The sequence below is a fragment of the Rhodanobacter denitrificans genome, assembly GCF_003335105.1.
In the GTDB taxonomy this organism is placed as follows: Bacteria; Pseudomonadota; Gammaproteobacteria; order Xanthomonadales; family Rhodanobacteraceae; genus Rhodanobacter; species Rhodanobacter denitrificans_A.
This window is the reverse complement of the sequence record NZ_QFWQ01000001.1, coordinates 1-21,284: the sequence shown is the minus strand read 5'-3', so window position 1 is coordinate 21,284 and position 21,284 is coordinate 1. Positions and strand designations below refer to the sequence as shown.

20 protein-coding genes are annotated in these 21,284 nt (G+C 68.0%); 7 read left to right on the top strand and 13 right to left on the bottom strand.

Translation table 11 applies throughout. From position 1 onward, the window contains the following. Nucleotides 1-103 precede the first annotated feature (103 nt). From DEO45_RS00095 to DEO45_RS00075, 5 genes are all read left to right on the top strand, one after another. The gene (locus DEO45_RS00095; RefSeq protein WP_114340296.1) at nucleotides 104-1,195 is read left to right on the top strand and encodes an ABC transporter ATP-binding protein; all 1,092 of its coding nucleotides are present in this window, start codon (nucleotides 104-106) and stop codon (nucleotides 1,193-1,195) included. 69 nt (nucleotides 1,196-1,264) lie between these two features. Then, complete coding sequence (locus DEO45_RS00090; protein ID WP_114340295.1) at nucleotides 1,265-2,131, top strand: ParA family protein; 867 nt, start codon at nucleotides 1,265-1,267, stop codon at nucleotides 2,129-2,131. A gap of 3 nt (nucleotides 2,132-2,134) precedes the next feature. After that, nucleotides 2,135-3,004 (top strand): ParB/RepB/Spo0J family partition protein, encoded by an 870-nt coding sequence (locus DEO45_RS00085; RefSeq protein ID WP_189339636.1) that lies wholly within the window; start codon nucleotides 2,135-2,137, stop codon nucleotides 3,002-3,004. A 169-nt stretch (nucleotides 3,005-3,173) separates the two neighbouring features. Then, the gene (locus DEO45_RS00080; protein WP_114340293.1) at nucleotides 3,174-3,890 is read left to right on the top strand and encodes a glycosyltransferase family 2 protein; all 717 of its coding nucleotides are present in this window, start codon (nucleotides 3,174-3,176) and stop codon (nucleotides 3,888-3,890) included. Nucleotides 3,891-3,968: 78 nt separating this feature from the next. After that, a complete protein-coding gene (locus DEO45_RS00075; protein WP_114340292.1) occupies nucleotides 3,969-4,337 on the top strand; it encodes a DUF488 domain-containing protein in 369 nt (122 codons plus the stop codon). Between the two features lie 8 nt (nucleotides 4,338-4,345). Here the strand turns inward: DEO45_RS00075 and DEO45_RS00070 are convergent, their stop codons facing one another. Together DEO45_RS00070 and DEO45_RS00065 are read right to left on the bottom strand one after the other, a co-directional pair. Continuing rightward, a complete protein-coding gene (locus tag DEO45_RS00070) occupies nucleotides 4,346-5,284 on the bottom strand; it encodes a patatin-like phospholipase family protein (RefSeq protein ID WP_114340291.1) in 939 nt (312 codons plus the stop codon). 11 nt (nucleotides 5,285-5,295) lie between these two features. Further along, on the bottom strand, nucleotides 5,296-6,279 hold the full coding sequence (locus DEO45_RS00065; RefSeq protein ID WP_114340290.1) for a helix-turn-helix transcriptional regulator: 984 nt from the start codon (nucleotides 6,277-6,279) through the stop codon (nucleotides 5,296-5,298). Nucleotides 6,280-6,556: 277 nt separating this feature from the next. Here DEO45_RS00065 and DEO45_RS00060 point away from each other — a divergent pair, with 277 nt between their 5' ends. Continuing rightward, a complete protein-coding gene (locus DEO45_RS00060) occupies nucleotides 6,557-7,372 on the top strand; it encodes a DUF481 domain-containing protein (RefSeq protein ID WP_114340289.1) in 816 nt (271 codons plus the stop codon). 125 nt (nucleotides 7,373-7,497) lie between these two features. Here the strand turns inward: DEO45_RS00060 and hemC are convergent, their stop codons facing one another. Continuing rightward, the gene (gene hemC, locus DEO45_RS00055) at nucleotides 7,498-8,415 is read right to left on the bottom strand and encodes a hydroxymethylbilane synthase (protein WP_114340288.1); all 918 of its coding nucleotides are present in this window, start codon (nucleotides 8,413-8,415) and stop codon (nucleotides 7,498-7,500) included. Between the two features lie 123 nt (nucleotides 8,416-8,538). Here hemC and DEO45_RS00050 point away from each other — a divergent pair, with 123 nt between their 5' ends. Further along, the gene (locus tag DEO45_RS00050) at nucleotides 8,539-9,294 is read left to right on the top strand and encodes a Bax inhibitor-1/YccA family protein (RefSeq protein ID WP_114340287.1); all 756 of its coding nucleotides are present in this window, start codon (nucleotides 8,539-8,541) and stop codon (nucleotides 9,292-9,294) included. A gap of 5 nt (nucleotides 9,295-9,299) precedes the next feature. Here the strand turns inward: DEO45_RS00050 and tkt are convergent, their stop codons facing one another. From tkt to DEO45_RS16390, 10 genes are all read right to left on the bottom strand, one after another. Continuing rightward, nucleotides 9,300-11,348: a transketolase gene (gene tkt, locus DEO45_RS00045; RefSeq protein ID WP_114340286.1), complete on the bottom strand. Its 2,049-nt coding sequence runs from the start codon at nucleotides 11,346-11,348 to the stop codon at nucleotides 9,300-9,302. Between the two features lie 98 nt (nucleotides 11,349-11,446). Continuing rightward, entirely contained in the window at nucleotides 11,447-13,093 is a 1,647-nt protein-coding gene (gene pgm / locus DEO45_RS00040) for a phosphoglucomutase (alpha-D-glucose-1,6-bisphosphate-dependent) (protein ID WP_114340285.1), read from the bottom strand. Next, nucleotides 13,090-14,754, bottom strand: coding sequence for a glucose-6-phosphate isomerase (pgi, locus tag DEO45_RS00035; protein ID WP_114340284.1), 1,665 nt, complete (start codon nucleotides 14,752-14,754; stop codon nucleotides 13,090-13,092). The genes pgm and pgi overlap by 4 nt, the downstream gene beginning before the upstream one ends. Next, nucleotides 14,751-15,854, bottom strand: a complete 1,104-nt coding sequence (gene tal, locus DEO45_RS00030) for a transaldolase (RefSeq protein WP_114340283.1) — start codon at nucleotides 15,852-15,854, stop codon at nucleotides 14,751-14,753. The genes pgi and tal overlap by 4 nt, the downstream gene beginning before the upstream one ends. Before the next feature lie 38 nt (nucleotides 15,855-15,892). Then, nucleotides 15,893-16,609, bottom strand: coding sequence for an HAD family hydrolase (locus tag DEO45_RS00025; RefSeq protein WP_114340282.1), 717 nt, complete (start codon nucleotides 16,607-16,609; stop codon nucleotides 15,893-15,895). Next, on the bottom strand, nucleotides 16,603-18,006 hold the full coding sequence (zwf, locus tag DEO45_RS00020; protein WP_114340450.1) for a glucose-6-phosphate dehydrogenase: 1,404 nt from the start codon (nucleotides 18,004-18,006) through the stop codon (nucleotides 16,603-16,605). The genes DEO45_RS00025 and zwf overlap by 7 nt, the downstream gene beginning before the upstream one ends. A 199-nt stretch (nucleotides 18,007-18,205) precedes the next feature. Further along, complete coding sequence (locus tag DEO45_RS00015; RefSeq protein WP_223250720.1) at nucleotides 18,206-18,580, bottom strand: iron chaperone; 375 nt, start codon at nucleotides 18,578-18,580, stop codon at nucleotides 18,206-18,208. A gap of 507 nt (nucleotides 18,581-19,087) precedes the next feature. Further along, on the bottom strand, nucleotides 19,088-19,534 hold the full coding sequence (locus tag DEO45_RS00010; protein ID WP_114340280.1) for a hypothetical protein: 447 nt from the start codon (nucleotides 19,532-19,534) through the stop codon (nucleotides 19,088-19,090). 62 nt (nucleotides 19,535-19,596) lie between these two features. After that, nucleotides 19,597-20,373, bottom strand: coding sequence for an Imm50 family immunity protein (locus DEO45_RS00005; RefSeq protein ID WP_114340279.1), 777 nt, complete (start codon nucleotides 20,371-20,373; stop codon nucleotides 19,597-19,599). A gap of 80 nt (nucleotides 20,374-20,453) precedes the next feature. Next, nucleotides 20,454-20,744, bottom strand: a complete 291-nt coding sequence (locus tag DEO45_RS16390; RefSeq protein ID WP_147269653.1) for a hypothetical protein — start codon at nucleotides 20,742-20,744, stop codon at nucleotides 20,454-20,456. Between the last annotated feature and the right edge of the window lie 540 nt (nucleotides 20,745-21,284).

Sequence of the window (21,284 nt, the reverse complement as noted above, 5' to 3'; positions counted from 1 at the left end):
TGTAAACGATTACATGGGCAGAATAGCCCAATGCCCCGCGGAAGTGCAGACCAGCGCATGCTGCGTGGGACGGCCGTCGTGGCCAACCGCACCGGAGATGCCGATGGCTGCCGTACGTCTGGATCAATTGCGCAAGGTCTACCCCAACGGCCACGTCGGCGTGGCCGGCGCCAGTTTCGAGATCGCCGACGGCGAGCTGCTGGTGCTGGTGGGGCCGTCCGGTTGCGGCAAGACCACCCTGCTGAGGATGATCGCCGGGCTGGAGTCGATCAGCGGCGGCACGCTGAGCATCGACGGCCGCGTGGTCAACGCGGTGGCGCCGAAGGATCGCGACATCGCGATGGTGTTCCAGAACTACGCGCTGTACCCGCACATGACGGTGGCCGAGAACCTCGGCTTCGGCCTGAAGCTGCGTGGGCACAAGCAGGCCGAGATCGACCGTCGCGTGGCCGCGGCGGCGAAGACGCTGGAGCTGGAGGCGCGGCTGGCTTCGCGCCCGGCCGCGCTGTCCGGCGGCCAGCGCCAGCGCGTGGCGCTGGGCCGGGCGCTGGTGCGCGATCCCAAGGTGTTCCTGCTCGACGAGCCGCTGTCCAACCTGGACGCCAAGCTGCGCCTGTCGATGCGGGTGGAGATCGCGCGGCTGCACCGCCAGCTCGGCGCCACCATGGTCTACGTCACCCACGACCAGATCGAGGCGATGACCCTGGGCCAGCGCATCGTGGTATTGGACGGCGGGGTGATCCAGCAGATCGATACGCCGATGGCGCTGTACGAAAGGCCCGCCAACCTGTTCGTGGCCGGCTTCGTCGGCAGCCCCGCGATGAACCAGCTGCGCGGCACCCTGCGCCACGACCGCGGCTGGACACTGGCTACCGCCCACGGCGCCATCGCGCTGGGTGAGCCGCCGCAAGCGACGGCATGGCAGCCGTGGCGCGACCGCGAGGTGGTGCTGGGCATCCGCCCGGAACACCTGCAGCCGCGGGAGACCGGCGAGGCCGCCTTCCACGCCCGGCTGGAGGTGCTCGAACCGGTCGGCAACGAAGTGTTCCTCAACCTGCGTTACGGCGGCCAGGCACTGGTCTCGCGGGTGCCGCCGCGGGCCCTGCCCGAGCCGGGCGACACGCTGCCGCTGGGTCTGGCGGCCGAACGGCTGCACCTGTTCGACGCCGCCGGCGGGGCGCGGATCGGCGCCTGAGCGCGGGCAGCGCACGGCTGGGCGAGGCATTACACTAGCCCACTCCACGCGTACGGTAGCTATCCATCCATGGCCCGCATCATCGCTGTCGCCAACCAGAAGGGCGGCGTCGGCAAGACCACCACTGCCGTCAATCTCGCTGCTGCGCTGGCCGCCGCGAAGCGCAAGGTATTGCTGGTCGACTTCGATCCGCAGGGCAATGCCACGATGGCCTCGGGCATCAACAAGCGCGACATCAGGGCGAGCGGTTGCGAGGTGCTGCTGGAGGAAATGGAGATCGCCGCGGCGATCGTGCCCACCGACGCGCACTACGACCTCTTGCCGGGCAACGGCGACCTCACCGCGGCCGAGCTGAAGCTGATGGACGCGCTGGCGCGCGAGCACCGGCTGAAGGAGGTGCTGGCGAAGATCGCGGCCGACTACCACACCATCCTGATCGACTGCCCGCCGTCGCTGAACCTGCTCACGCTGAACGCGCTGACCGCGGCCGACGGCGTGCTGATCCCGGTGCAGTGCGAATACTTCGCGCTGGAAGGCCTGTCCAGCCTGCTCGACACGATCAAGGCGGTGCGCCACCGGCTGAACCCCCAGCTGGAGATCGAAGGCCTGCTGCGCACCATGTACGACGTGCGCAACAACCTCGGCAACGAGGTTTCCGCCCAGCTCACCCAGCACTTCGGCGACAAGGTGCTGCGCTCGATCATCCCGCGCAACGTGCGCCTGGCCGAGGCACCCAGCCACGGCCAGCCGATCCACCTGTACGACCGCAGCTCGCGCGGCGCGATCGCCTACATCGGCCTGGCCGGCGAGGTGATCCGGCGCGAGCGCGGGCTGCCGCGCAGCGCGCCGCCCGATCCGGTCGACGACATCGAATCACCCGTGCACGGCGACAGCGGCCCGACGCTCAAGGCGCCGGCCGCCAACCATCAGGAATAAGGCATGGCAGCTGCGAAAAAACGTGGATTGGGACGCGGGCTGGACGCCCTGCTCGGCGGTGACGGCGACGCCGCGCCGTCGGTGCTGACGCAGGAAGGCGAACTGCGCGTGCTGCCGATCCAGCAGATCCAGCCCGGCAAGTACCAGCCGCGGCGGCACTGGAACGACGAGGCGCTGGACGAGCTGGCCGCCTCGATCAAGGCGCAGGGCCTGATCCAGCCGGTGGTGGTGCGCGAGATCGGCAAGGACAGCTACGAGCTGATCGCCGGCGAACGCCGCTGGCGCGCGGCGCAGCGCGCCCAGCTGGGCGAACTGCCGGCACTGGTGAAGGCCGTGCCGGAGGCGGCGGTGCCGGCGATGGCGCTGATCGAGAACATCCAGCGCCAGGACCTCACCCCGCTGGAGGAAGCCGATGCGCTGAAGCGGCTGATCGACGACTTCGAGCTTACCCACCAGCAGGCCGCCGACGCGGTCGGCCGTTCGCGCGCGTCGGTGTCGAACATGCTGCGGCTGACCGAGATGGCGGAGCCCATCCGGCGCCTGCTCGACGACGGCAAGCTGGAGATGGGCCACGCCCGCTGCCTGCTGACCCTGGAAGAATCCATCGCCGTGCCGCTGGCGCGCCAAGCCTCGACGCTGGGCTGGTCGGTGCGCGAACTGGAGGAAGCCGCGCGCCGCGCGCAGACCGCACCAAAGGGCAAGGCCAAGCACCCGCCCGCGCGCGATCCGAACATCGCCGCGCTGGAGCGCGAACTGGCCGAACGCCTGGCTACCCGGGTCGAACTGGCCCTGGGTCGCGGCGGCCACGGCAAGCTGGTCATCCACTACCACAGCAACGACGAGCTGGAAGGCATCCTCGGCAAGATCCGCTGAGCCCCGCCGTCGTCGCTTCGTAGGGCGGGCAATGCCCGCCGGTTTTCCGACACGCCGCGCCAAAAGCGGCGGGCGGTGCCCGCCCTACAAATCGCTGACGGACGCGTGTTGCTAAACTGCGCTCCTGCTGCGCTGCGTGCAGCATCTGCACTTGCGAAAGGCCCGCCCCATGCCGCAACTCTCCGTCGTCGTCCCGGTGTTCAACGAGCGCGACAACATCCCGCCACTGCTGGCCGAGATCGCCGCCGCGCTGCGCGGCACGGTCGATTACGAGGTGGTCTACGTCGACGATGATTCCAGCGACGACAGCCGCGCCGTGCTGGCCGCGCAGAAGGCGCTGCACCCGGAGCTGCGCGTGCTGCACCACGTCACCCGCAGCGGACAGAGCACGGCGGTGTGGAACGGCGTGCGTGCGGCGGCCTCGCCGTGGATCGCCACGCTGGACGGCGACGGCCAGAATGATCCGGCCGACATTCCGAAACTGCTCGCCGCGCGCGCCGCGGCCCCGGCCGAAACGCGGCTGTTCGCCGGCTGGCGCACCACCCGCCGCGACAGTTTCAACAAGCGCATCTCCTCGAAGATCGCCAACGCGGTGCGCTCGCGCATGCTCAGGGACGCCACCCCGGACACCGGTTGCGGCCTGAAGCTGTTCGAGCGCGAGGTGTTCCTGCGCCTGCCCTACTTCGACCATATGCATCGCTATCTGCCGGCGCTGGTCAAGCGCGCCGGTTTCCAGAGCCAGAGCGTGCCGGTGGGCCACCGCCCGCGTACCGCCGGCGTGTCCAAGTACGGCATGCTGGACCGGCTGTGGGTGGGCCTGGCCGACCTGCGCGGCGTGGCGTGGCTGATGCGCCGCGGCAAGGTGACCAGGGTCGAGGAGCTCTGAGTCGGGAATCCTGACCCGGATCACGCCGCGCCGATCCGGCAGTCGTATGCTGGGGATCTTCCTTTCAGGGAGGCTCCCATGAGCATCAGTGTCAAGCGTGTCTACGAACCGGCCGCGAAAGCCGATGGTTATCGCGTGCTGATCGACCGGCTGTGGCCGCGCGGCCTGAAGAAGGAGGCGGTGCCGCTGGACCTGTGGGCGAAGGAGCTGGCGCCGTCGACCGCCCTGCGCCAGTGGTTCGGCCACGACCCGGCATTGTGGGACGGTTTCCGCCACCGCTACGCGAGCGAGCTGGATGCGCTGGCCGAGTACTGGCAGCCGCTGGCCGAGCGCGCCGCGCGGCACCACGTCACCCTGCTCTTCGGCGCGCACGACGAGGAGCACAACAACGCGGTGGCGCTGAAGGCGTATCTGGACAACTGGTTGCACACGCACGGTCCGCGCTGAGGCGCGATTCAGGCCTCGCGCTGCGGCGTGCCGGCGCGAGGCCAGCTTGCCAGCGCCGCGCGCGCCTGCGCACGGCCGAGTTCGATCAGTTCGCGCGCGCGATAGAACTCGTAGGCGAGCGCCATGTCGTGCGGCAGCTGGATCAGCAGGTCCGGCGCGTATGCGGCCAGGCGCAGGCGCGACAGGTTCGCCTGCATCAGATCCATCGACTGGGTCAGCAGTTCGAGCGTGCCCGGCTCGCGCTGGCGGCTTTCGCCGCGCGGGAGCATGCGGCCGATGAACTCGCCGAGGCGCTGGCGGTAACCGCCTTCCGACGGGGCCACCTCGTGCACCGGCGGCTCCGGCGGCACGATGGTCATCGCCGGGCCGTCCACGCTCACTGCGATGAGGTAGTCGGCGCTCTCGCGGATCAGCGGGGTCACCGGCACCGGGTTGAGCAGGGCGCCGTCGACCAGCCGGCGGCCGTCGATGGTGTGCGGGCGGAACACGGTGGGAATCGCGATCGACGCGCGGATCGCCTCGAACAGGCCGCCGCGACTCAGCCACACCTCGCGGCCGCGCTCGATGTCGGTGGCCACCGCGGTGAACGCCAGCGGCAACTCCTCGATCAGCGCATCGCCGACCAGCCCGCGCATGGTCCCGATGATCTTGTCGCCCTTGATCAGGCCGCCGCCGCTGAAGGTCCAGTCGACCAGCCGGAGCACGTCGAGCTTGGCCAGCGCACAGACCCAGTCGCGGTACACGTCGAGCCGGCCGGTGGCGTGGATGCCGCCGATCAGGGCGCCCATCGAGGTGCCGGCGATCGCCACGATCGCGTAGCCCTGCGCCTCGATCTCCTCGATCACGCCGATGTGCGCCAGCCCCTTCGCGCCGCCGGAGCCGAGCGCCAGCGCCACGGTCGGCTTGCGTGCAGCGGGCGCCGCGCCGGCGATATCGGTGGAAGCCATCGGATCCCGGCTCAGCGCGGCGACTGCTGGTAGCTGCCCAGCGCCAGCTGCAGCAGGATCTTCATCTCCTCGCGCAGCGACAGCGGCGCCACCACCTCGGCGTCCGGGCCGTACTTGAGCACGTCCATCAGCAGTTCCTTCGAGTTGGAGTACGGCAGCTTCAGCTCGTAGCGACCGTCCGGCAGCCATTCGCCCTTCTGCTGCGAGTGCCAGTGCTCGTCGGCGACCCAGCGCGCGGCGTGTTGCGAGAAGCGGATCGTCGCCCACGCCTTCGGCTTGCCGGCGAAGATGCCGTAGCTGGAGGCGAGCAGCTCGTTGAGGTCGGCGTCGGCCACGTCGGTGGCGGCCGTATCCAGCGCCTGCGCATCGGCGATGCGGTCGACCGCGAAGCTGCGCAGCGCGTGGCGGTCGTGGTCCCACACGTCGAGGTACCAGTTGTCGCGGTAATGGGTCAGCCGCTGTGGCGACACCGTGCGGTGGCTGTCCGCATTGGTGGTGCGCGCGCGGTAGCGGAAGCGCAGTTGCCGGCGTTCCAGCACCGCGCCGGCGACGATGCGGAACACCTGCTGGTCGAGCTTGCGCTCGCCCCAGGCGACCACGCGGATGCGCTCGATCGGCAGCGCCTTGCCGCTGTCCTGGTGCGACAGCAGGCCCTCGATGCGCGCCTTGAACGGCGCCAGCGCGCCGGCCAGCACGCCGGGGCCGGAGCGGCTGATCAGCTCGTTCAGGGCCAGCAGCGCGGCCAGCTCGTCCGACGTCAGCCACAGCCCAGGCAGCTCGAACTTCTCGCCCTCGCCCACTTCATAGCGGAACGCGGCCTGGTCGGTGCCGGCGCTCTCGATCGGTGCGCCCAGCGCATCGCGCAGAAACGCCACGTCGCGGTACAGCGTGGCGCGCGAGCACTCCAGCTCGCCGAGCAGACGCGACAGCGGAATCGGATAGTGCGCCGACTTCAGCAGCCGGTGCAGGGTCAGTATGCGTTCGTAGCGATCCATGGAAGCGTCGGCATATCGTCGGGAGAGGGCGTTGTGTAGCATGGAGGCGGGTCGTGGCGGCTGCAAGTCGCCGCGACGCCACCGCCGGCGCGGCGTGCATGCCGTCCTCCTCGCGCGGCTGGCCGCCGGCTGGCGTCATCGTCCGGCACGCTCCCGGATGTGCCGGGCATCCGATGAAAGTGGCGCGGGCAGCTTGCCGGCGGTGTTCATTGCAAGTTCAAGCCGCCGCGCTAAGGTAGCGGCCTTACCTTTGTTTAACAATTGGATCCCCTTCCCGATGAAAAAGACCTTGATCGCCGGCCTGCTGCTGGCCGCGTTCGCCAGTTTCGCCGTGCAGGCCCAGGATGCCGATACCACCACGCCCAACAACGGCGGCTGGAGCGGTTCGGGCGAATTCGGCTTCGCCTCCTCCACCGGCAACTCGCGTTCGGAGAACATCAACGCCAAGCTCGGCCTGAGCCAGGAAAACGAGCAGTGGAAGAACACCTTCTTCCTCGACGGCCTGCGCTCGAAGAGCCAGCAGACCGTGGTCGACTCCAGCGGCAACACCATCAAGAAGTTCAACACCACCGCGAACCGTTACGACGGCGGCGCCTCCGTCGGCCTCAAGCTCGACCCGCGCAGCTACATCGTCGGCGCGGCCCGCTACGAGCACGACGACTTCGGCGCGAACCTGTGGCAGGGCATCGTCTCGCTCGGCTACGGCTATATCGCGCTGAAGGACGAGCGCAACGAGCTGTCGTTCGAAATCGGCCCCGGTTACAAGCGTTACCGCCCGGCCGACCTCGACCTGATGGTGAACGGCGTCGAGACCCGCCAGCGGCAGCCCACCCAGAGCGAGATGGTCGCCCGCGGCCTGGTCAACTACAAGTACAAGCTGAGCGACAACACCGCGTTCGAGGATACGTTCCTGATGGAAGCGGGCTCGAAGAACACCTACCTGCAGAACGACGCGGGCGTGGCGGTCAGCATGACCCGGAAGCTGGCGCTGAAGGTCGGCTTCCAGGTGCGCCACAACAGCGACGTGGTGGCTGCCACCAAGACCAAGAAGACCGACACGCTGACCACCACCAACCTGGTCTACAGCTTCTGAGTTCGGGTATCACCGATACAGCAACGGCCCGTCACTCGCGTGGCGGGCCGTTTGTTTTGTAGGGCGGGCACCGTCCGTCGCCTTTTCTGTCGCATGGCAAGAGCGGAACGTGGCTGTTCGCGCGATCACAGCCCGAGCAGGCTACCCGCGCCCTGCGCCAGCAGATCGGCCGCCACCTGCCGGCCCAGTGCCTGCGCCTGGTCGCCGGGGCCGCTGGCCTCGGCGTGCAGCAGGCGGCCGCTGGCGGCATCGCCGACCATGCCGCGCAGGTGCAGGCCGCGTTCGCCCAGCATGCACCAGGCGCCGACCGGTACCGTGCAGCTGCCGCCCAGCGCCTGGTTCATCGCGCGCTCGGCGTCCACCGTGAGCCGGGTGTCGGCGTCGTCCAGCGCCGCCAGCAGGGCCAGCGCCACGGGATGGTCGGCGCGCGCCTCGATCGCGATCGCCGCCTGGCCCGGCGCCGGCAGCCAGTCCGGTGCGGCCAGCCGCGAGCGGATGCGCGCGGCCAGGCCGAGCCGCTCCAGTCCGGCGCAGGCCAGCACGATCGCGTCGTAGGTGCCGGCGTCGAGCTTGGCCAGCCGGGTGCCCACGTTGCCGCGCAGGTCCAGCAGCACCAGGTCCGGCCGCAGCGCGCGCAATTGCGCCTGCCGGCGCAGCGAGGAGGTGCCCACCCGCGCGCCCGGCGGCAGCGCGGCGAGGTCGGCGCAGTGGTTGCTGACGAAGGCGTCGGCGGCGTCCGCGCGCGGCAGGATCGCCGGCAGCACGAAACCCGGCTCCAGCTGCGCCGGCACGTCCTTCAGCGAATGCACGGCGAGGTCGGCGCGGCCTTCCAGCATCGCCACTTCCAGTTCCTTCAGGAACAATCCCTTGCCGCCGATGGTGGCCAGTGGCTGGTCGAGGATCTCGTCGCCACGCGTGCTCATCGGCACCAGTTCCACCGCCAGTCCCGGATGCGCCGCGCGCAGCAGTGTGGCGACGTGCTCGGCCTGCCACAGCGCGAGCGCGCTCTTGCGGGTGGCGATACGCAGGGTGGAAAGGCTCATCGGGGCTCCGCGGCGTTCGACAGGTGGCCATTGTCGCGTAGTTTGCGCACGGCGGCGCAACGGCAGATTGGCGCAGGGCGGCGGCAAAGCCGCTACGATGGCGGCAATCCACGGGAGACGGTCATGCAAAGCGGCAATCCGGCGCTCAACAAGAACACCTTCCTCGACGCGGCCAGTGGTGCCGTCGTCACGCGCGGCGACGAGGTGATGACGATCAACGGCACGGTCAACAAGACCGGCCTGCTGCTGCTCCTGGTGCTGGTCGGCGCGATGGTCAGCTGGAGCCGGTTCGCCGGTCCGGACAGCCTGCCGGCGGTGATGCCGCTGGTGCTGGTCGGCGCCATCGGCGGCCTGGTGCTGGGCCTGGTCACCGTGTTCAAGAAGACCTGGGCGCCGTTCACCGCGCCGCTGTACGCGGTGGCGGAAGGGTTGTTCATCGGCGCGCTGTCGGCGATCTTCGAGATGCGCTACCCCGGCATCGTGATGCAGGCGGTGGGACTGACCTTCGGCACCATGGCCGCGCTACTGCTGGCCTATCGCAGCGGGCTGATCCGCGCCACCGAGAAGTTCAAGCTGGGCATCGTCGCCGCCACCGGCGGCATCATGCTGTTGTACCTGGTCAACTTCGCGATGGGCTTCTTCGGCCACTCGATCGGTTTCATCAACGGCAGCAGCGGCATCGGCATCGCGTTCAGCGCGGTGGTGGTGGTGATCGCCGCGCTGAACCTGATCCTCGACTTCGACCTGATCGAAACCGGCGCCCAGCAAGGCGCGCCGAAGTACATGGAATGGTACGGCGCGTTCGCGCTGGTGGTCACCCTGGTCTGGCTGTACCTGGAGCTGCTGCGCCTGCTGTCGAAACTGCAGTCGCGCAACTGAAGATGTCAGCGCGCCAGCAGTGCGCTGGCGCGTTTCACCACGTTGTCCACCGTGAAGCCGAATTCGCGCAGCAGCACCTCGGCCGGGGCGGAGGCGCCGAAGTGGTCGATGCCGAGCATGTCGCCGTGCGGGCCGACGTAGCGGTGCCAGCCCTGCGAGGTGCCCAGTTCCACCGCCAGCCGCGCCGGGACATCGGGCGGCAGCACGTTGTCGCGATAGGCCTGCGGCTGGGCGTCGAACAGTTCCCAGCTCGGCATCGACACGCAGCGCACGGCGATGCCCTTGGCCTGCAGCTGCCCGGCGGCGGCGACGATCAGGCCCACCTCGGAGCCGCTGGCGATCAGGATCAGTGACGGCTTGCCGTCCGGCGCGTCGCTCAGCACGTACGCGCCCCGGCGCAAGCCGTTGGCGTCGGCGTAGCGGCTGCGGTCCAGTGTAGGCACGTCCTGCCGGGTCAGCGCCAGCAGCACCGGCCGTTTCTTCGTTTCCAGCGCCACCTTCCACGCCACCGCGGTCTCGTTGGCATCGCCGGGGCGGATCACGGTGAGGTTGGGGATCGCGCGCAGGCTGGCCAGCTGTTCCACCGGCTGGTGGGTGGGGCCGTCCTCGCCCAGCGCCACGCTGTCGTGGGTGAACACGTGCACCACGTGCACGCCCATCAGCGCAGCCAGGCGGATCGCCGGGCGCATGTAGTCGGAGAAGATCAGGAAGGTCGAGCCGTAGGGAACGAAGCCGCCGTGCACGGCCAGCCCGTTCGTGATCGCGCCCATCGCATGCTCGCGCACGCCGAAGTGCAGGTTGCGGCCGGCGTGGCTCCAGCCGCCGCCGTCCGATCCCTGACTGTCCTCGCCCGGCAGCAGCGGCGGATTGAAGTCGCCCAGGTCCTTCAGCGCAGTGTGGGTGGACGGATCGAGGTCGGCCGAGCCGCCGCCAAGCGCGGGCAGTTTTGGCGCGATCGCGTTCATCACCTTGCCGCCGGCGACGCGGGTGGCGAGGCCCTTGGCGTCGGCGGGGAACACCGGGATGTCCGCGTCCCAGCCCGCCGGCAGTTCGCCATCCAGGCGGCCTTGCAACTCGGCGGCCAGCTCGGGGAACGCCTGGGTATAGACGTCCATGCGGCTGTTCCAGGCGCGTTCGGCCTCCACGCCGCGATCCAGCGCCTGGCGCAGGTGCTTGAGCGCCGGCGCCGGCAGCAGGAAGTCCGGTTCGACCGGCCAGCCCAGCTTCTCCTTCGTCTTCCTGACGTCCTCGACGCCCAGCGGCGAGCCGTGCGCCTTGAACGTATCCTGCTCGGGCGAGCCGTAGCCGATGTGCGTGTGCACCAGGATCAGCGAGGGCCGGGTGCTGTCGGCGCGGGCGGCTTCGAGTGCGGCCTCGATTGCCGCCAGGTCGTTGCCGTCGGCCACCCTGAGGGTCTGCCAGCCATACGCCTCGAAGCGCTTCGCGCGATCCTCCGAGAAGGTGATGTCGGTGCCGCCGGCGAGAGTGACGTAGTTGTCGTCGTACAGGCAGATCAGCTTGCCGAGCTTCAGGTGCCCGGCCAGCGAGGCGGCTTCGCTGGCCACGCCTTCCATCAGGTCGCCGTCGCTGACGATGGCCCAGGTGCGGTGGTCGACCACGCTGTGGCTGTCGCGGTTGTAGCGCGCGGCCAGGTGCGCCTCGCCGATCGCCATGCCCACCGCGTTCGCCAGGCCTTGGCCGAGCGGGCCGGTGGTGATCTCCACGCCCGGCGTGTGGCCGTATTCGGGGTGCCCGGGCGTCCTGCTGCCCCACTGGCGGAACTGCTTGAGGTCGTCCAGCGAGAGGTCGTAGCCGGTGGCAAACAGCAGGCTGTACAGCAGCGCCGAGCCGTGGCCGGCAGAGAGCACGAAGCGGTCGCGGTCGGGCCAGTGCGGATTGGCGGGGTTGTGCTTCAGCTGATGGGTCCACAGCGCGTACGCCAGCGGCGCGGCGCCCAGCGGGAGGCCGGGGTGGCCGCTGTTCGCGTGCTGCACCATGTCCACCGACAGGAAGCGCAGCAGGTCGATGCATGACTGGTCGAGGTCGTGGGACATGATGATTCTCCGATGGAATGGATGCGATGCGACCGTAGGGCGGGCACTGCCCGCCATCGGGTCGGCGGCAGGCCAACAGCCGGCGGGCGGTGCCCGCCCTACGCGATGGCGGCGTCGACGATTTTCTGCGCCTCGTCGAGCAGGTTCTGCAGGTGTTGCTCGTCCTTGAAGCTTTCGGCGTAGACCTTGTAGATCGCCTCAGTGCCGGACGGCCGCGCGGCGAACCAGCCGCTGGCGGTGATCGCCTTGATCCCGCCGATCGCGGCGCCATTGCCGGGCGCCTTGTCCAGCACCTGCTCGATGGTCTCGCCGGCGAGCCGGTCGCCCTTCAACTGGTCGGGCGACAGCTTCGCCAGCTTCGCCTTCTGCGCCGGCGTGGCCGCGGCGTCGACGCGGCTGGCGAACGGCTTGCCGAGTTCGTTCGTCAGCTGGGCATACAGCTCGCCCGGGTCCTTGCCCTCGCGTGCCGTGATCTCGGCCGACAGCAGCGCCGGCACCAGGCCGTCCTTGTCGGTGGCCCATGCGCTGCCGTCGCGGCGCAGCAGCGAGGCACCCGCGCTTTCCTCGCAGCCGAAGCCGAGCGAGCCGTCGAACAGGCCGGGCGCGAACCACTTGAAGCCGACCGGCACTTCGTAGAGTTTGCGCTGCAGCCGCTTCGCCACGCGGTCGATCAGCGCGGTGCTGACCACGGTCTTGCCCACCGCCGCATGCGCGCCCCACTGCGGCCGGTGACGGAACAGGTAGTCGATCAGCACCGACAGGTAATGGTTCGGCTCCATCAGCCCGCTGCTGCGGGTGACGATGCCGTGGCGGTCATGATCGGTGTCGCAGGCGAACGCCACGTCGTAGCGGTCCTTCAGGCCGATCAGCCGCTGCATCGCGTACTTCGACGACGGGTCCATGCGGATCTTGCCGTCCCAGTCCACGCTCATGAAGGCGAACTGCGGGTCCACCGCCTCGCTGACCACGGTGAGGTCGAGCTTGTAGCGTTCGGCGATCGGCGCCCAGTAGTGCACGCCGGCGCCGCCCAGCGGGTCGACGCCCATGTGCACGCCGGCGCCGCGGATGACGTCGAAGTCGACGATGTTCGCCAGATCGGCGATGTAGCTATTGAGATAGTCGTGCTCGTGCGTGCCGGCCGCCTTGCGCGCCTGCGCGTATGGCATCCGCCGCACGTCCTTCAGGCCGCCTTCGAGCAGCGCGTTGGCGCGGTTCTCCACCCATTTGGTGATGTCGCTGTCGGCGGGGCCGCCGTTCGTCGGGTTGTACTTGAAGCCGCCGTTGTCCGGCGGGTTGTGCGAGGGCGTGATCACGATGCCGTCGGCGAGGCCGCTGGTGCGGCCCTTGTTGTAGACCAGGATCGCGTGCGACACCGCCGGCGTGGGCGTGTACTCGCCGCCGCTGGAGATCATCGCCTGCACGCCGTTCGCGGCCAGCACCTCCAGCGCGTTCTCGAACGCGGGCTGCGACAGCGCATGGGTGTCGGCGCCGATGAACAGCGGGCCGTCGATGCCCTTGCCCTTGCGGTACTCGCAGATCGCCTGGCTGATCGCCAGGATGTGCGCCTCGTTGAAGCTGCGCTCGAACGAGCTGCCGCGATGGCCGGAGGTGCCGAACGCCACCCGCTGCGCCGGCACCGCGGGATCGGGCTTCAGGTCCGCGTAGGCGGCCAGCAGCTGCGGAACGTCGACCAGGATCGACTTGGGTGCCGGCTTGCCGGCTAGGGGGCTGATCTTCTGGCTCATGGACCTTCCGTTGTCTGGCTCTCGCGCAGCTGGCGATAGCGGCGTATCAGGGTATTGGTGGAGCTGTCATGCGCGAGCGTGGGCTCATCGGGCGCGGTCAGCTCGGCGATGGTGGTCTTGGCCAGCTGTTTGCCCAGTTCCACGCCCCACTGGTCGAACGAGTCGATGTCCCAGATCACGCCCTGTACGAACACGCTGTGCTCGTACAACGCGATCAGGGTGCCCAGCGCATGCGGGGTGAGCTTCGGCGCGAGCAGGGTGCTGCTGGGGCGGTTGCCGGGGAACGTGCGGTGCGGGGCCAGGGCCGCATCGGTGCCGGCGGCGCGCACTTCCTTCGCGGTCTTGCCGAACGCCAGCGCCTCGCCCTGGGCGATCAGGTTCGCCATCAGCAGGTCGTGCTGGTCGCCGCCGCCTTGTACGGGCAAGGGGTTCAGGCTCTGGCCGAAGCCGATGAAGTCGCACGGCACGATCCGCGTGCCCTGATGCAGCAGCTGGTAGAACGAGTGCTGGCCGTTGGTGCCCGGCTCGCCCCAGTAGATCGGCCCGGTGGCGTAGTCCACCGCGGCGCCATCCAGCGTGACGCGCTTGCCGTTGCTCTCCATGGTCAGCTGCTGCAGATACGCCGGGAAACGCTTCAGGTATTGCTCGTACGGCAGCACCGCGACGCTGGCGGCGTCGAGGAAGTTGTTGTTCCACACGGCCAGCAGGCCCATCAGCACCGGCAGGTTGCGCTCGAACGGCGCGTGCCGGAAATGCTCGTCCATCGCGTGGAAGCCGGCCAGCATCGCGCGGAAATGCTCCGGGCCGATCGCCAGCATGGTGGACAGGCCGATCGCCGAATCCATCGAATAGCGCCCGCCCACCCAGTCCCAGAAGCCGAACATGTTGGCGGTGTCGATGCCGAACTTCGCGACTTCGGCGGCGTTGGTGGAGACGGCGACGAAATGCTTCGCCACCGCGCGCTCGTCGCCCAGTGCGGCCACGCTCCATGCACGCGCGGCGTGCGCGTTGGCCAGCGTCTCCAGCGTGGTGAAGGTCTTCGAGCAGACGATGAACAGCGTCTCGGCCGCGTCCAGGTCGCGCACCGCCTCGGCGAAGTCGGTGCCGTCCACGTTGGAGACGAAGCGGAACGCCATGTCGCGACGGCTGTACGCGCGCAGCGCTTCGTACGCCATCACCGGGCCGAGGTCCGAGCCGCCGATGCCGATGCTGACCACGTTGCGGATGCGCCGGCCGTCGTGGCCCAGCCACGCGCCGCTGCGCACGCGGTCGGCAAACGCGGCCATGCGGTCGAGCACCGCGTGCACGTCCGCCACCACGTCGTGGCCGTCGACGAGGATCTTCTCGCCCGCCGGCGCGCGCAGCGCCACGTGCAGCACGGCGCGGTTCTCGGTGGTGTTGATGCGCTCGCCGCGGAACATCGCGGCGATCCGCTGCGGCAGCTGGCAGGCCGCGGCCAGCTCGCGCAGCAAGTGCAGCGTGTCGGCGTCGACGCGCTGCTTGGAATAGTCGAGGTACAGGCCGACCTCCTCGGCCACAAGCTGTTCGCCGCGGTGCGGATCGGCGGCGAACAGCTCGCGCAGGTGCTTGTGGCCGATCGTGCCGGCGTGACGTTGCAGCGCCTGCCATTGCGGCAGGCGGGTGAGTCGAGGTTCGCTCATGGCAGGGCGGGCCCCTTGGATTTCTCGGCCAACGCGCCGGCCTTGTCGGCGATCCGCTGCAGCAGCTGGTTCCACGATTTGACGAACGCGTCGGCGCCGTCCTGCTGCAACTTCAGCGCCAGCGCGTCGATGTCCACGCCGGCCTTGGCGATCTGCGCCAGCACCGCATCCGCGTCGCCGCCGTCATCGGACAGCACGCCGTGCAGCTGGCCGTGGTCGCCGAACGCGTGCAGGGTCTTCTCCGGCATCGTATTGATGGTATCCGGCGCGGCCAGCGCGCCGATGTACAGCGTGTCCGGCGCGGACGGGTCCTTGGTGCCGGTGCTGGCCCACAGCAGGCGCTGCGGCCGGGCGCCGGCGGCGGCGAGCTTCTGCCAGCGCTTCGACGCCAGCAGTTCGCGGTAGGCGCGATAGGTCTGCTGGCTTACCGCGATGCCCAGCTTGTTGTGCAGCTCGTCCGGCAGCTGCTTGTTGGCCGCTACGTCCCAGCGGCTGACGAACAGCGAGGCGACCGAGCTTCCGCGCGGATCGAGCCCGGCGGCGATGCGGCGCTCGATGCCGCGCAGGTAGGCCTCGGCGGAGGCCTGGTACTGCTCGCACGAGAACAGCAAGGTCACGTTGATCGGAATGCCGAGGAAGATCGCCTCCTCGATCGCCGGCACGCCTTCGGGGGTGCCGGGAATCTTCACGAACAGGTTGTCGCGCTGGCCCTGATGGTGGATGTGGCGCGCCGCCGCGATCGAGCCGGCGGTGTCGGCGGCCAGCAGCGGCGAGACCTCCATCGAGACCCAGCCGTCGACCTGGCCGGTGGCGTCGAACACCGGTCTGAACAGGTCGGCGGCGCGGCGCAGGTCTTCCAGCGCCAGCTCGGTGAACAGCGGCTCGCCGCTCAGTCCGGCCAGCGTCTTGGCATGGATGCCGGCGTCGTAGGCATCGCCGTTGCCGATCGCCGCGTCGAAGATGCTGGGATTCGAGGTCAGCCCGGTGACCGAGTCCTCGGCGATGTAGCGCGCCAGCGTGCCGTCGTCGAGCAGGGTGCGGGTGATGTTGTCCAGCCACAGGCTCTGGCCGAGGTCGTGCAGTTGACGGGTTGCTTTCATGCTTGCTCCGTGTTTCCGGTTCGATCGATGCGGTAGGTTCAGTCTGCCGGCAGGCTGATCGCGGGCGCGCTCGGCAGGAAGTCTTCAAGCTTACGCCGGCGCAGATCGCCGATGCACGCGATCGTGAGGTCCGGCGCCGGTGCGATGGCTTCGTCGGCGCTGGCGGCCGCGTAGTGGCCCTGGCGCACGAACACGGTAGTGAGCTTGCGGCCCAGGTGCTGCTTCATCGCGGCCAGGATCTGCGGCTTGTCGTCCACCATCACGTAATGCGCGGCGGGGTAGCGTTGCTGCATCGCCACCAGCATCTGCTGTTTGTGCACGTAGATCAGCACCTCGCCGTCCAGCGCAGCCCACAGCCCGGCGCGGCGGATCTTGTGCGGCTGGAACACCACGTCGCCGTCGGACAGGATCGCGGTGGGCCCCAGCGTACGCAGGTGCGCCACCGTCTCCAGCGCATGCGGGTACAGCCGGTCGGCGAACGGATAGTCCAGCAGGTAGCCGGACATCTGCAGCAGCGACGGGTCGTTGTCCAGGCCGGCGCGGAAGTGCTGCAGGGCGCCGAGGTAGTCGGCGAAGCCGCACTGCTCGCGCAGTTCCTCGTAGATCGCCCAGTAGCGTGCGCGTTCGCCGGCGCCGAACGCCGCCTCCAGGGTGGCGCCGAGGTCGGCGCCGAAACGGTCGTTGTCGAGCAGGGTGTTGTCCACGTCGAGCAGGAACACCACCGCGGCGGCTTCGGCGGCGGGGTGGCTCAGCATGGCTTGCCCTCCTCCGCCCGCGGGTCCTGCCAGCCTTCGTCGCCCGCGATGCGATCGGCTGCGGCCGGGCCCCAACTGCCCGGTTCGTAGACGTCCACCGCGCCCTCGTGGGCAAGCACGCGGTCCACCACCGCCCACGCCGCCTCCACGCATTCGTCGCTGGTGAACAGCGCGTTGTCGCCGCGGATCGCGTCGCCGAGCAGGCGCTCGTACGGCGACTTCTCCGGTGCCAGGTCATGCCGCATGACCAGCTCCACCGGCTCCCCGCGCATCTCCTCGCCGGGCTGCTTCACCCGCATGCCCGTGGCGATGATCACCTCGGGGTTGACCCGGAAGCGGAAATAATTCGACTGCGCCGCGCCGATCCCGTCGAACACCGACAGCGGTGGCGCCTTCATGTCCACCATCACCTCGGTGGTGGTGAGCGGCAGCCGCTTGCCGGCGCGGATGTGGAACGGCACGCCGGCCCAGCGCCAGGTGTCGATGTAAAGGCGCAGCGCCACGAAGGTCTCCACGTTGGAATCGGCGGCCACGCCGTCGACCTCGCGGTAGCCCTCGAACTGGCCGCGCACCACCTCGGCCGGGTCGAGCGGGCGCATCGCGCGGAACAGCCGCAGCTTCTCCGCGCGCAACGCTTCCGGGCCGCCGCCGATCGGCGCGTCCATCGCCAGCAGCGAGGTCACCTGCAGCAGGTGGTTCTGCAGCACGTCGCGGATCGCGCCGACGCCCTCGTAGAACGCGCCGCGCCCGTCCACGCCGAACTGCTCGGCCATGGTGATCTGCACGCGGTCCACATAGCGGTTGTTCCACACCGGCTCCAGCACGGTGTTGGCGAAGCGGAAATACAGCAGGTTCTGCACCGGCTCCTTGCCCAGGTAGTGGTCGATGCGGAAGATCGCCGACTCCGGGAACACCTCGTGCAGCGTGCGGTTGAGTGCCTGTGCCGAGGCCAGGTCGCGGCCGAACGGCTTCTCCACCACGATCCGCGCACCGTCGGCGCAGCCGGCCTGCTGCAGGTTCTTCGCCACCACTCCGAACAGCTTGGGCGGGATCGCCAGGTAGTGCAGCGGGCGCTGCGCCGCGCCCAGCGCCTGCTTCAGCTGCGCGAACGTGGCCGGGTCGTTGTAGTCGCCATCGACATACTGCAGGCGCGCCGCCAGCCGCGCGAAGGCGGCCTCGTCGACCTCGCCGCCCTGCTCCTTCGCCGCCTGCGCCAGGCTGTCGTGGGCGCGCTGGCGCAGCTGCTCCACGTTCCAGCCGGAGTGCGCCACGCCGATGATCGGCAGATCAAGCCCGTCGCGCAGCATCATCGCCTGCAGTGCCGGAAAGATCTTCTTGTAGGCCAGGTCGCCGGTGGCGCCGAAAAAAACCAGGGCATCCGAGCTGGGTGTCGGCATGGTGATCGCGTTCTCCATGGGGCGGGCGGGTATCGCGGCCCGGCGTACGCGGCAGTCGCGGCGCTTCGCCAACATGCCGGGCATCGGGTTCATTTTCCAGCCTGCACGCCGGCAGGTTAAGTCGATGCATAAACAACAAGGCTACATGCTTCGGAAAGGCGCGATCCGATCGCCGGCCGAACCCGCGCAACAGGATTCTTCAGCGCACCGCCCGCTGCAGCAGCTCGCGGATACGGGCCTCGTCGGCGGCGGCCAGCTCCTTCAGCGCGAAGGCCGTGGGCCACATGCGGCCCTCATCGAGGGTTGCCTGGTCGCTGAAGCCGAGGGTTGCATAGCGTGTCCCGAATTTCTGTGCGCCCTGGAAGAAGCAGACGACCTTGCCGCCTTTCGCATAGGCGGGCATCCCGTACCAGAGTTTCGGCGCGAGCCCTGGCGCGGCAGCACGGATGATGGCATGGAGCCGTTCACCCATGGCGCGATCCGCAGCGGGCATCGCGGCGATCTTCGCGAGTACGGCGCGCTCTTCATCCGCTCCTCGCGCCGCGGCCCTCAGCTCGCCGGCGCGCTCCCGCATCGCGGCGCGTTCCTCCGCCGTGAATCCTCCGGAGGGGGAAGCGACCCCTGTACCGCTTCCAGTGGATTTCCGCGCTGACTTTCCTGCCGGTTTCTTTTCACCCATGGGATCTTTTGTCCTGGACGAGAGCGCTTGTGCCCGTGGTCGATGCGCAGGCCGCCAGCACCTTGATCAACCGTGCGGCGGCGTGGCGCGAAGACCAGCCGAGCGTAGCGGAAACCCCCGACCCGGGCCACGAAGCGGCGCCGGATCGACCGCTTGGTCAGGCGCGCGATTCGGGCCACCGAGTGCCGGGCAGATCAGGCGAAGCGCGATGGTTGGCATGGCTCTGATCGCGCACCTGGACGGCCCAGAAGGCAAGGGTCGGAGTGAGGCCTGCGGCCGCGATGAGATGTCCGATCGCACCGACTATTCCCGGCTCATGGTGCCTCCTCCTGCTCGCGCCCAGCGCTGGAGTCAACCAGCGGCGTGGCCACCGCACGAGCGAATTATCGGAGCGCAACCGCCCTATAAAACCAGATCCAGAAATCCGCCGACAGGAACCAGGCTCCATTGACGGTCCAGGTCTTCGATCCTTGCCCTGATCGCTTGCATGTCCTCGATGGAGAGATCGAGAGGGGGACAGGCCCGCTCCTGGCATGTGACGCGATACAACTCAAGCATTTCCGGGATTGGAGTGGCTCCACTGGACCAGGCATCCCCCTGGAAAACTTCCACCAGGCGTTCGACCCCGTCGCTTTCGTGGTCGCCTTGCATGGTGAAATTCGCGGGCTCTCCCGCCTTGACGCGGGCCATGAAGCCGCGCTTCCGCAACGTGCCCTCCACGGCAAGGTGGACCATGTCATGTGGAATGATGCGCTGCTTCGGGCAGTCGAGGCTGTCGATAGAACCATCGGAACGTTCCACGGTCAGCTTGTCGAATTTGCCCTTGCCTTTCGTGAACGTCGCTTTCATGGTGGCTTTGCGTATTGACGCTGGAGTTGAGCGGCGGCGAGGCCGCCCGCTCGGATGAGTAGCTAGGCCGCTGAAGTTGGAAGGCGGCAGAACCTGCGAATGAACGGATTGGCAAGAACAAACAATAAAGCGGCCACGGACAATGAAAGCAGGAAACCTTGTAACAACCAGGCCCCGAGCCCCAGTTTGAAGCTTCGCCCGAGCTCGACATAGCCCACGATCCATAGACCAATTGATAGGCCGTTAAGCAAGGAAGAGCGAAAACGCCAAGCGAGCAAGATGACGGCGAACGAAGCTACGCCAAGACCGAGCGAGCAGGCGAGAAAAGGAAGAGGCGCCACTCCGCCGAGGAACGTAGCGACTAAGGCTACCGTGCTGCCAAAGAGCCAATAAATGCTCGAGGTCAACGTGAGGTTGGCGTTTTCGATGATTCGGATCGCGCTAGAGTTCATAGAGTCTGGCCGCCTAACGCTGGAGTTGAGCGGCGGCGAAGCCGCCTTGAACGAGTTGTTAGGCACCACACCTGCAACTTCTGCCGAGGTGCACTTGAAGGTGCCGCAAAAACCGTAGCAGCCCTCGATTGTAACGACAGCAGGGAGTTCGGAGGAGATGCGTAGGGCGTCGACAATGTTCTCGGAGCGAAGCTCCGAGAGATCTATGTCGGTAACGCCCGAGAACCGAAGGCTGACGACCGCCGCCTTTTGAATGTTGGAGTCGATGTAGGAAATTCTTAGGCAGATGATGCCGGGCCGCTCGAACGAGAAGAGCTCGATACGGCCATCCGAAAACTCGGGCCAGTACCCAAAGATGGACTCGACGGTTTCGGCGTGCAAAATCATTTTTTGTGGCGCCTAACGCTGGAGTTAAGCGGCGCCGCAGCTGACCGCTTGGATGAGTGGCTAGGCTTCGGTGTCGACAATTATTTCCGACTCGGAATGTCTACACCATAAGCGCGCTCGCCGCCTTCGACCACTACAAGGTAACTCAAAAATGTGCCGGGGAAGCCAAACAGGAATGACACAATTCGCCAGCCAGCGCTCGGGCTGTTTTGAGCGCGCATGCCGGCGTAGCTGAGATTTGCAAGAATCCAAATCGCTGATACGCCTGTTTGACCGGCCGCATCCTGAGCTTGCGACGCAACTTCCGCTGCTTTGACGCTGAAAGACGCAACCGAAAGTACGGCCGATGTAATGACTTTCTTGACGTTCATGGATATCCCTATGCTGTGTGGCCTAACGCTGGAGTTAAGCGGCGGCGAAGCCGTCCGTCTTGAACGAGGTGTTAGGTGCCACCGCGATCCGACTCGTGGAAAACACCTCGACTGTCTATCTGGAGAGACCAACGTGATCCGTTGCAACGCAGGGCCTCTGGCGACCGAGCTACCACGCCGTAGGCAATGAGATTGTCTTTGTTGCCATGCTCGTCCAAGTCATCGTCGAAGGCTTCAACGAGCATACCTTCGGCTAGCCTCACCTCATTGCCGCTCTCGTCTAGTGCCACATCGCTGTGGGAGAGACAAAGGATGTCACCGAACAGCCCATTGAAGTCGGCACGCAATTTTTGAGGGCTAAACATCCTATGACACCTAACGCTGGAGTTAAGCGGCGTGCGACTTTTCGCACGTCCGCTTGGACGAGTGGTTAGGCCCACGGCGACGGGTAAAGATGCGAGCCCAAAACCATAGCTCCAAGGCTGCACCGCCAGCGAAGAGCAACAAGGCACCGCTGACCGGGTTCTACCCCGATTCTGC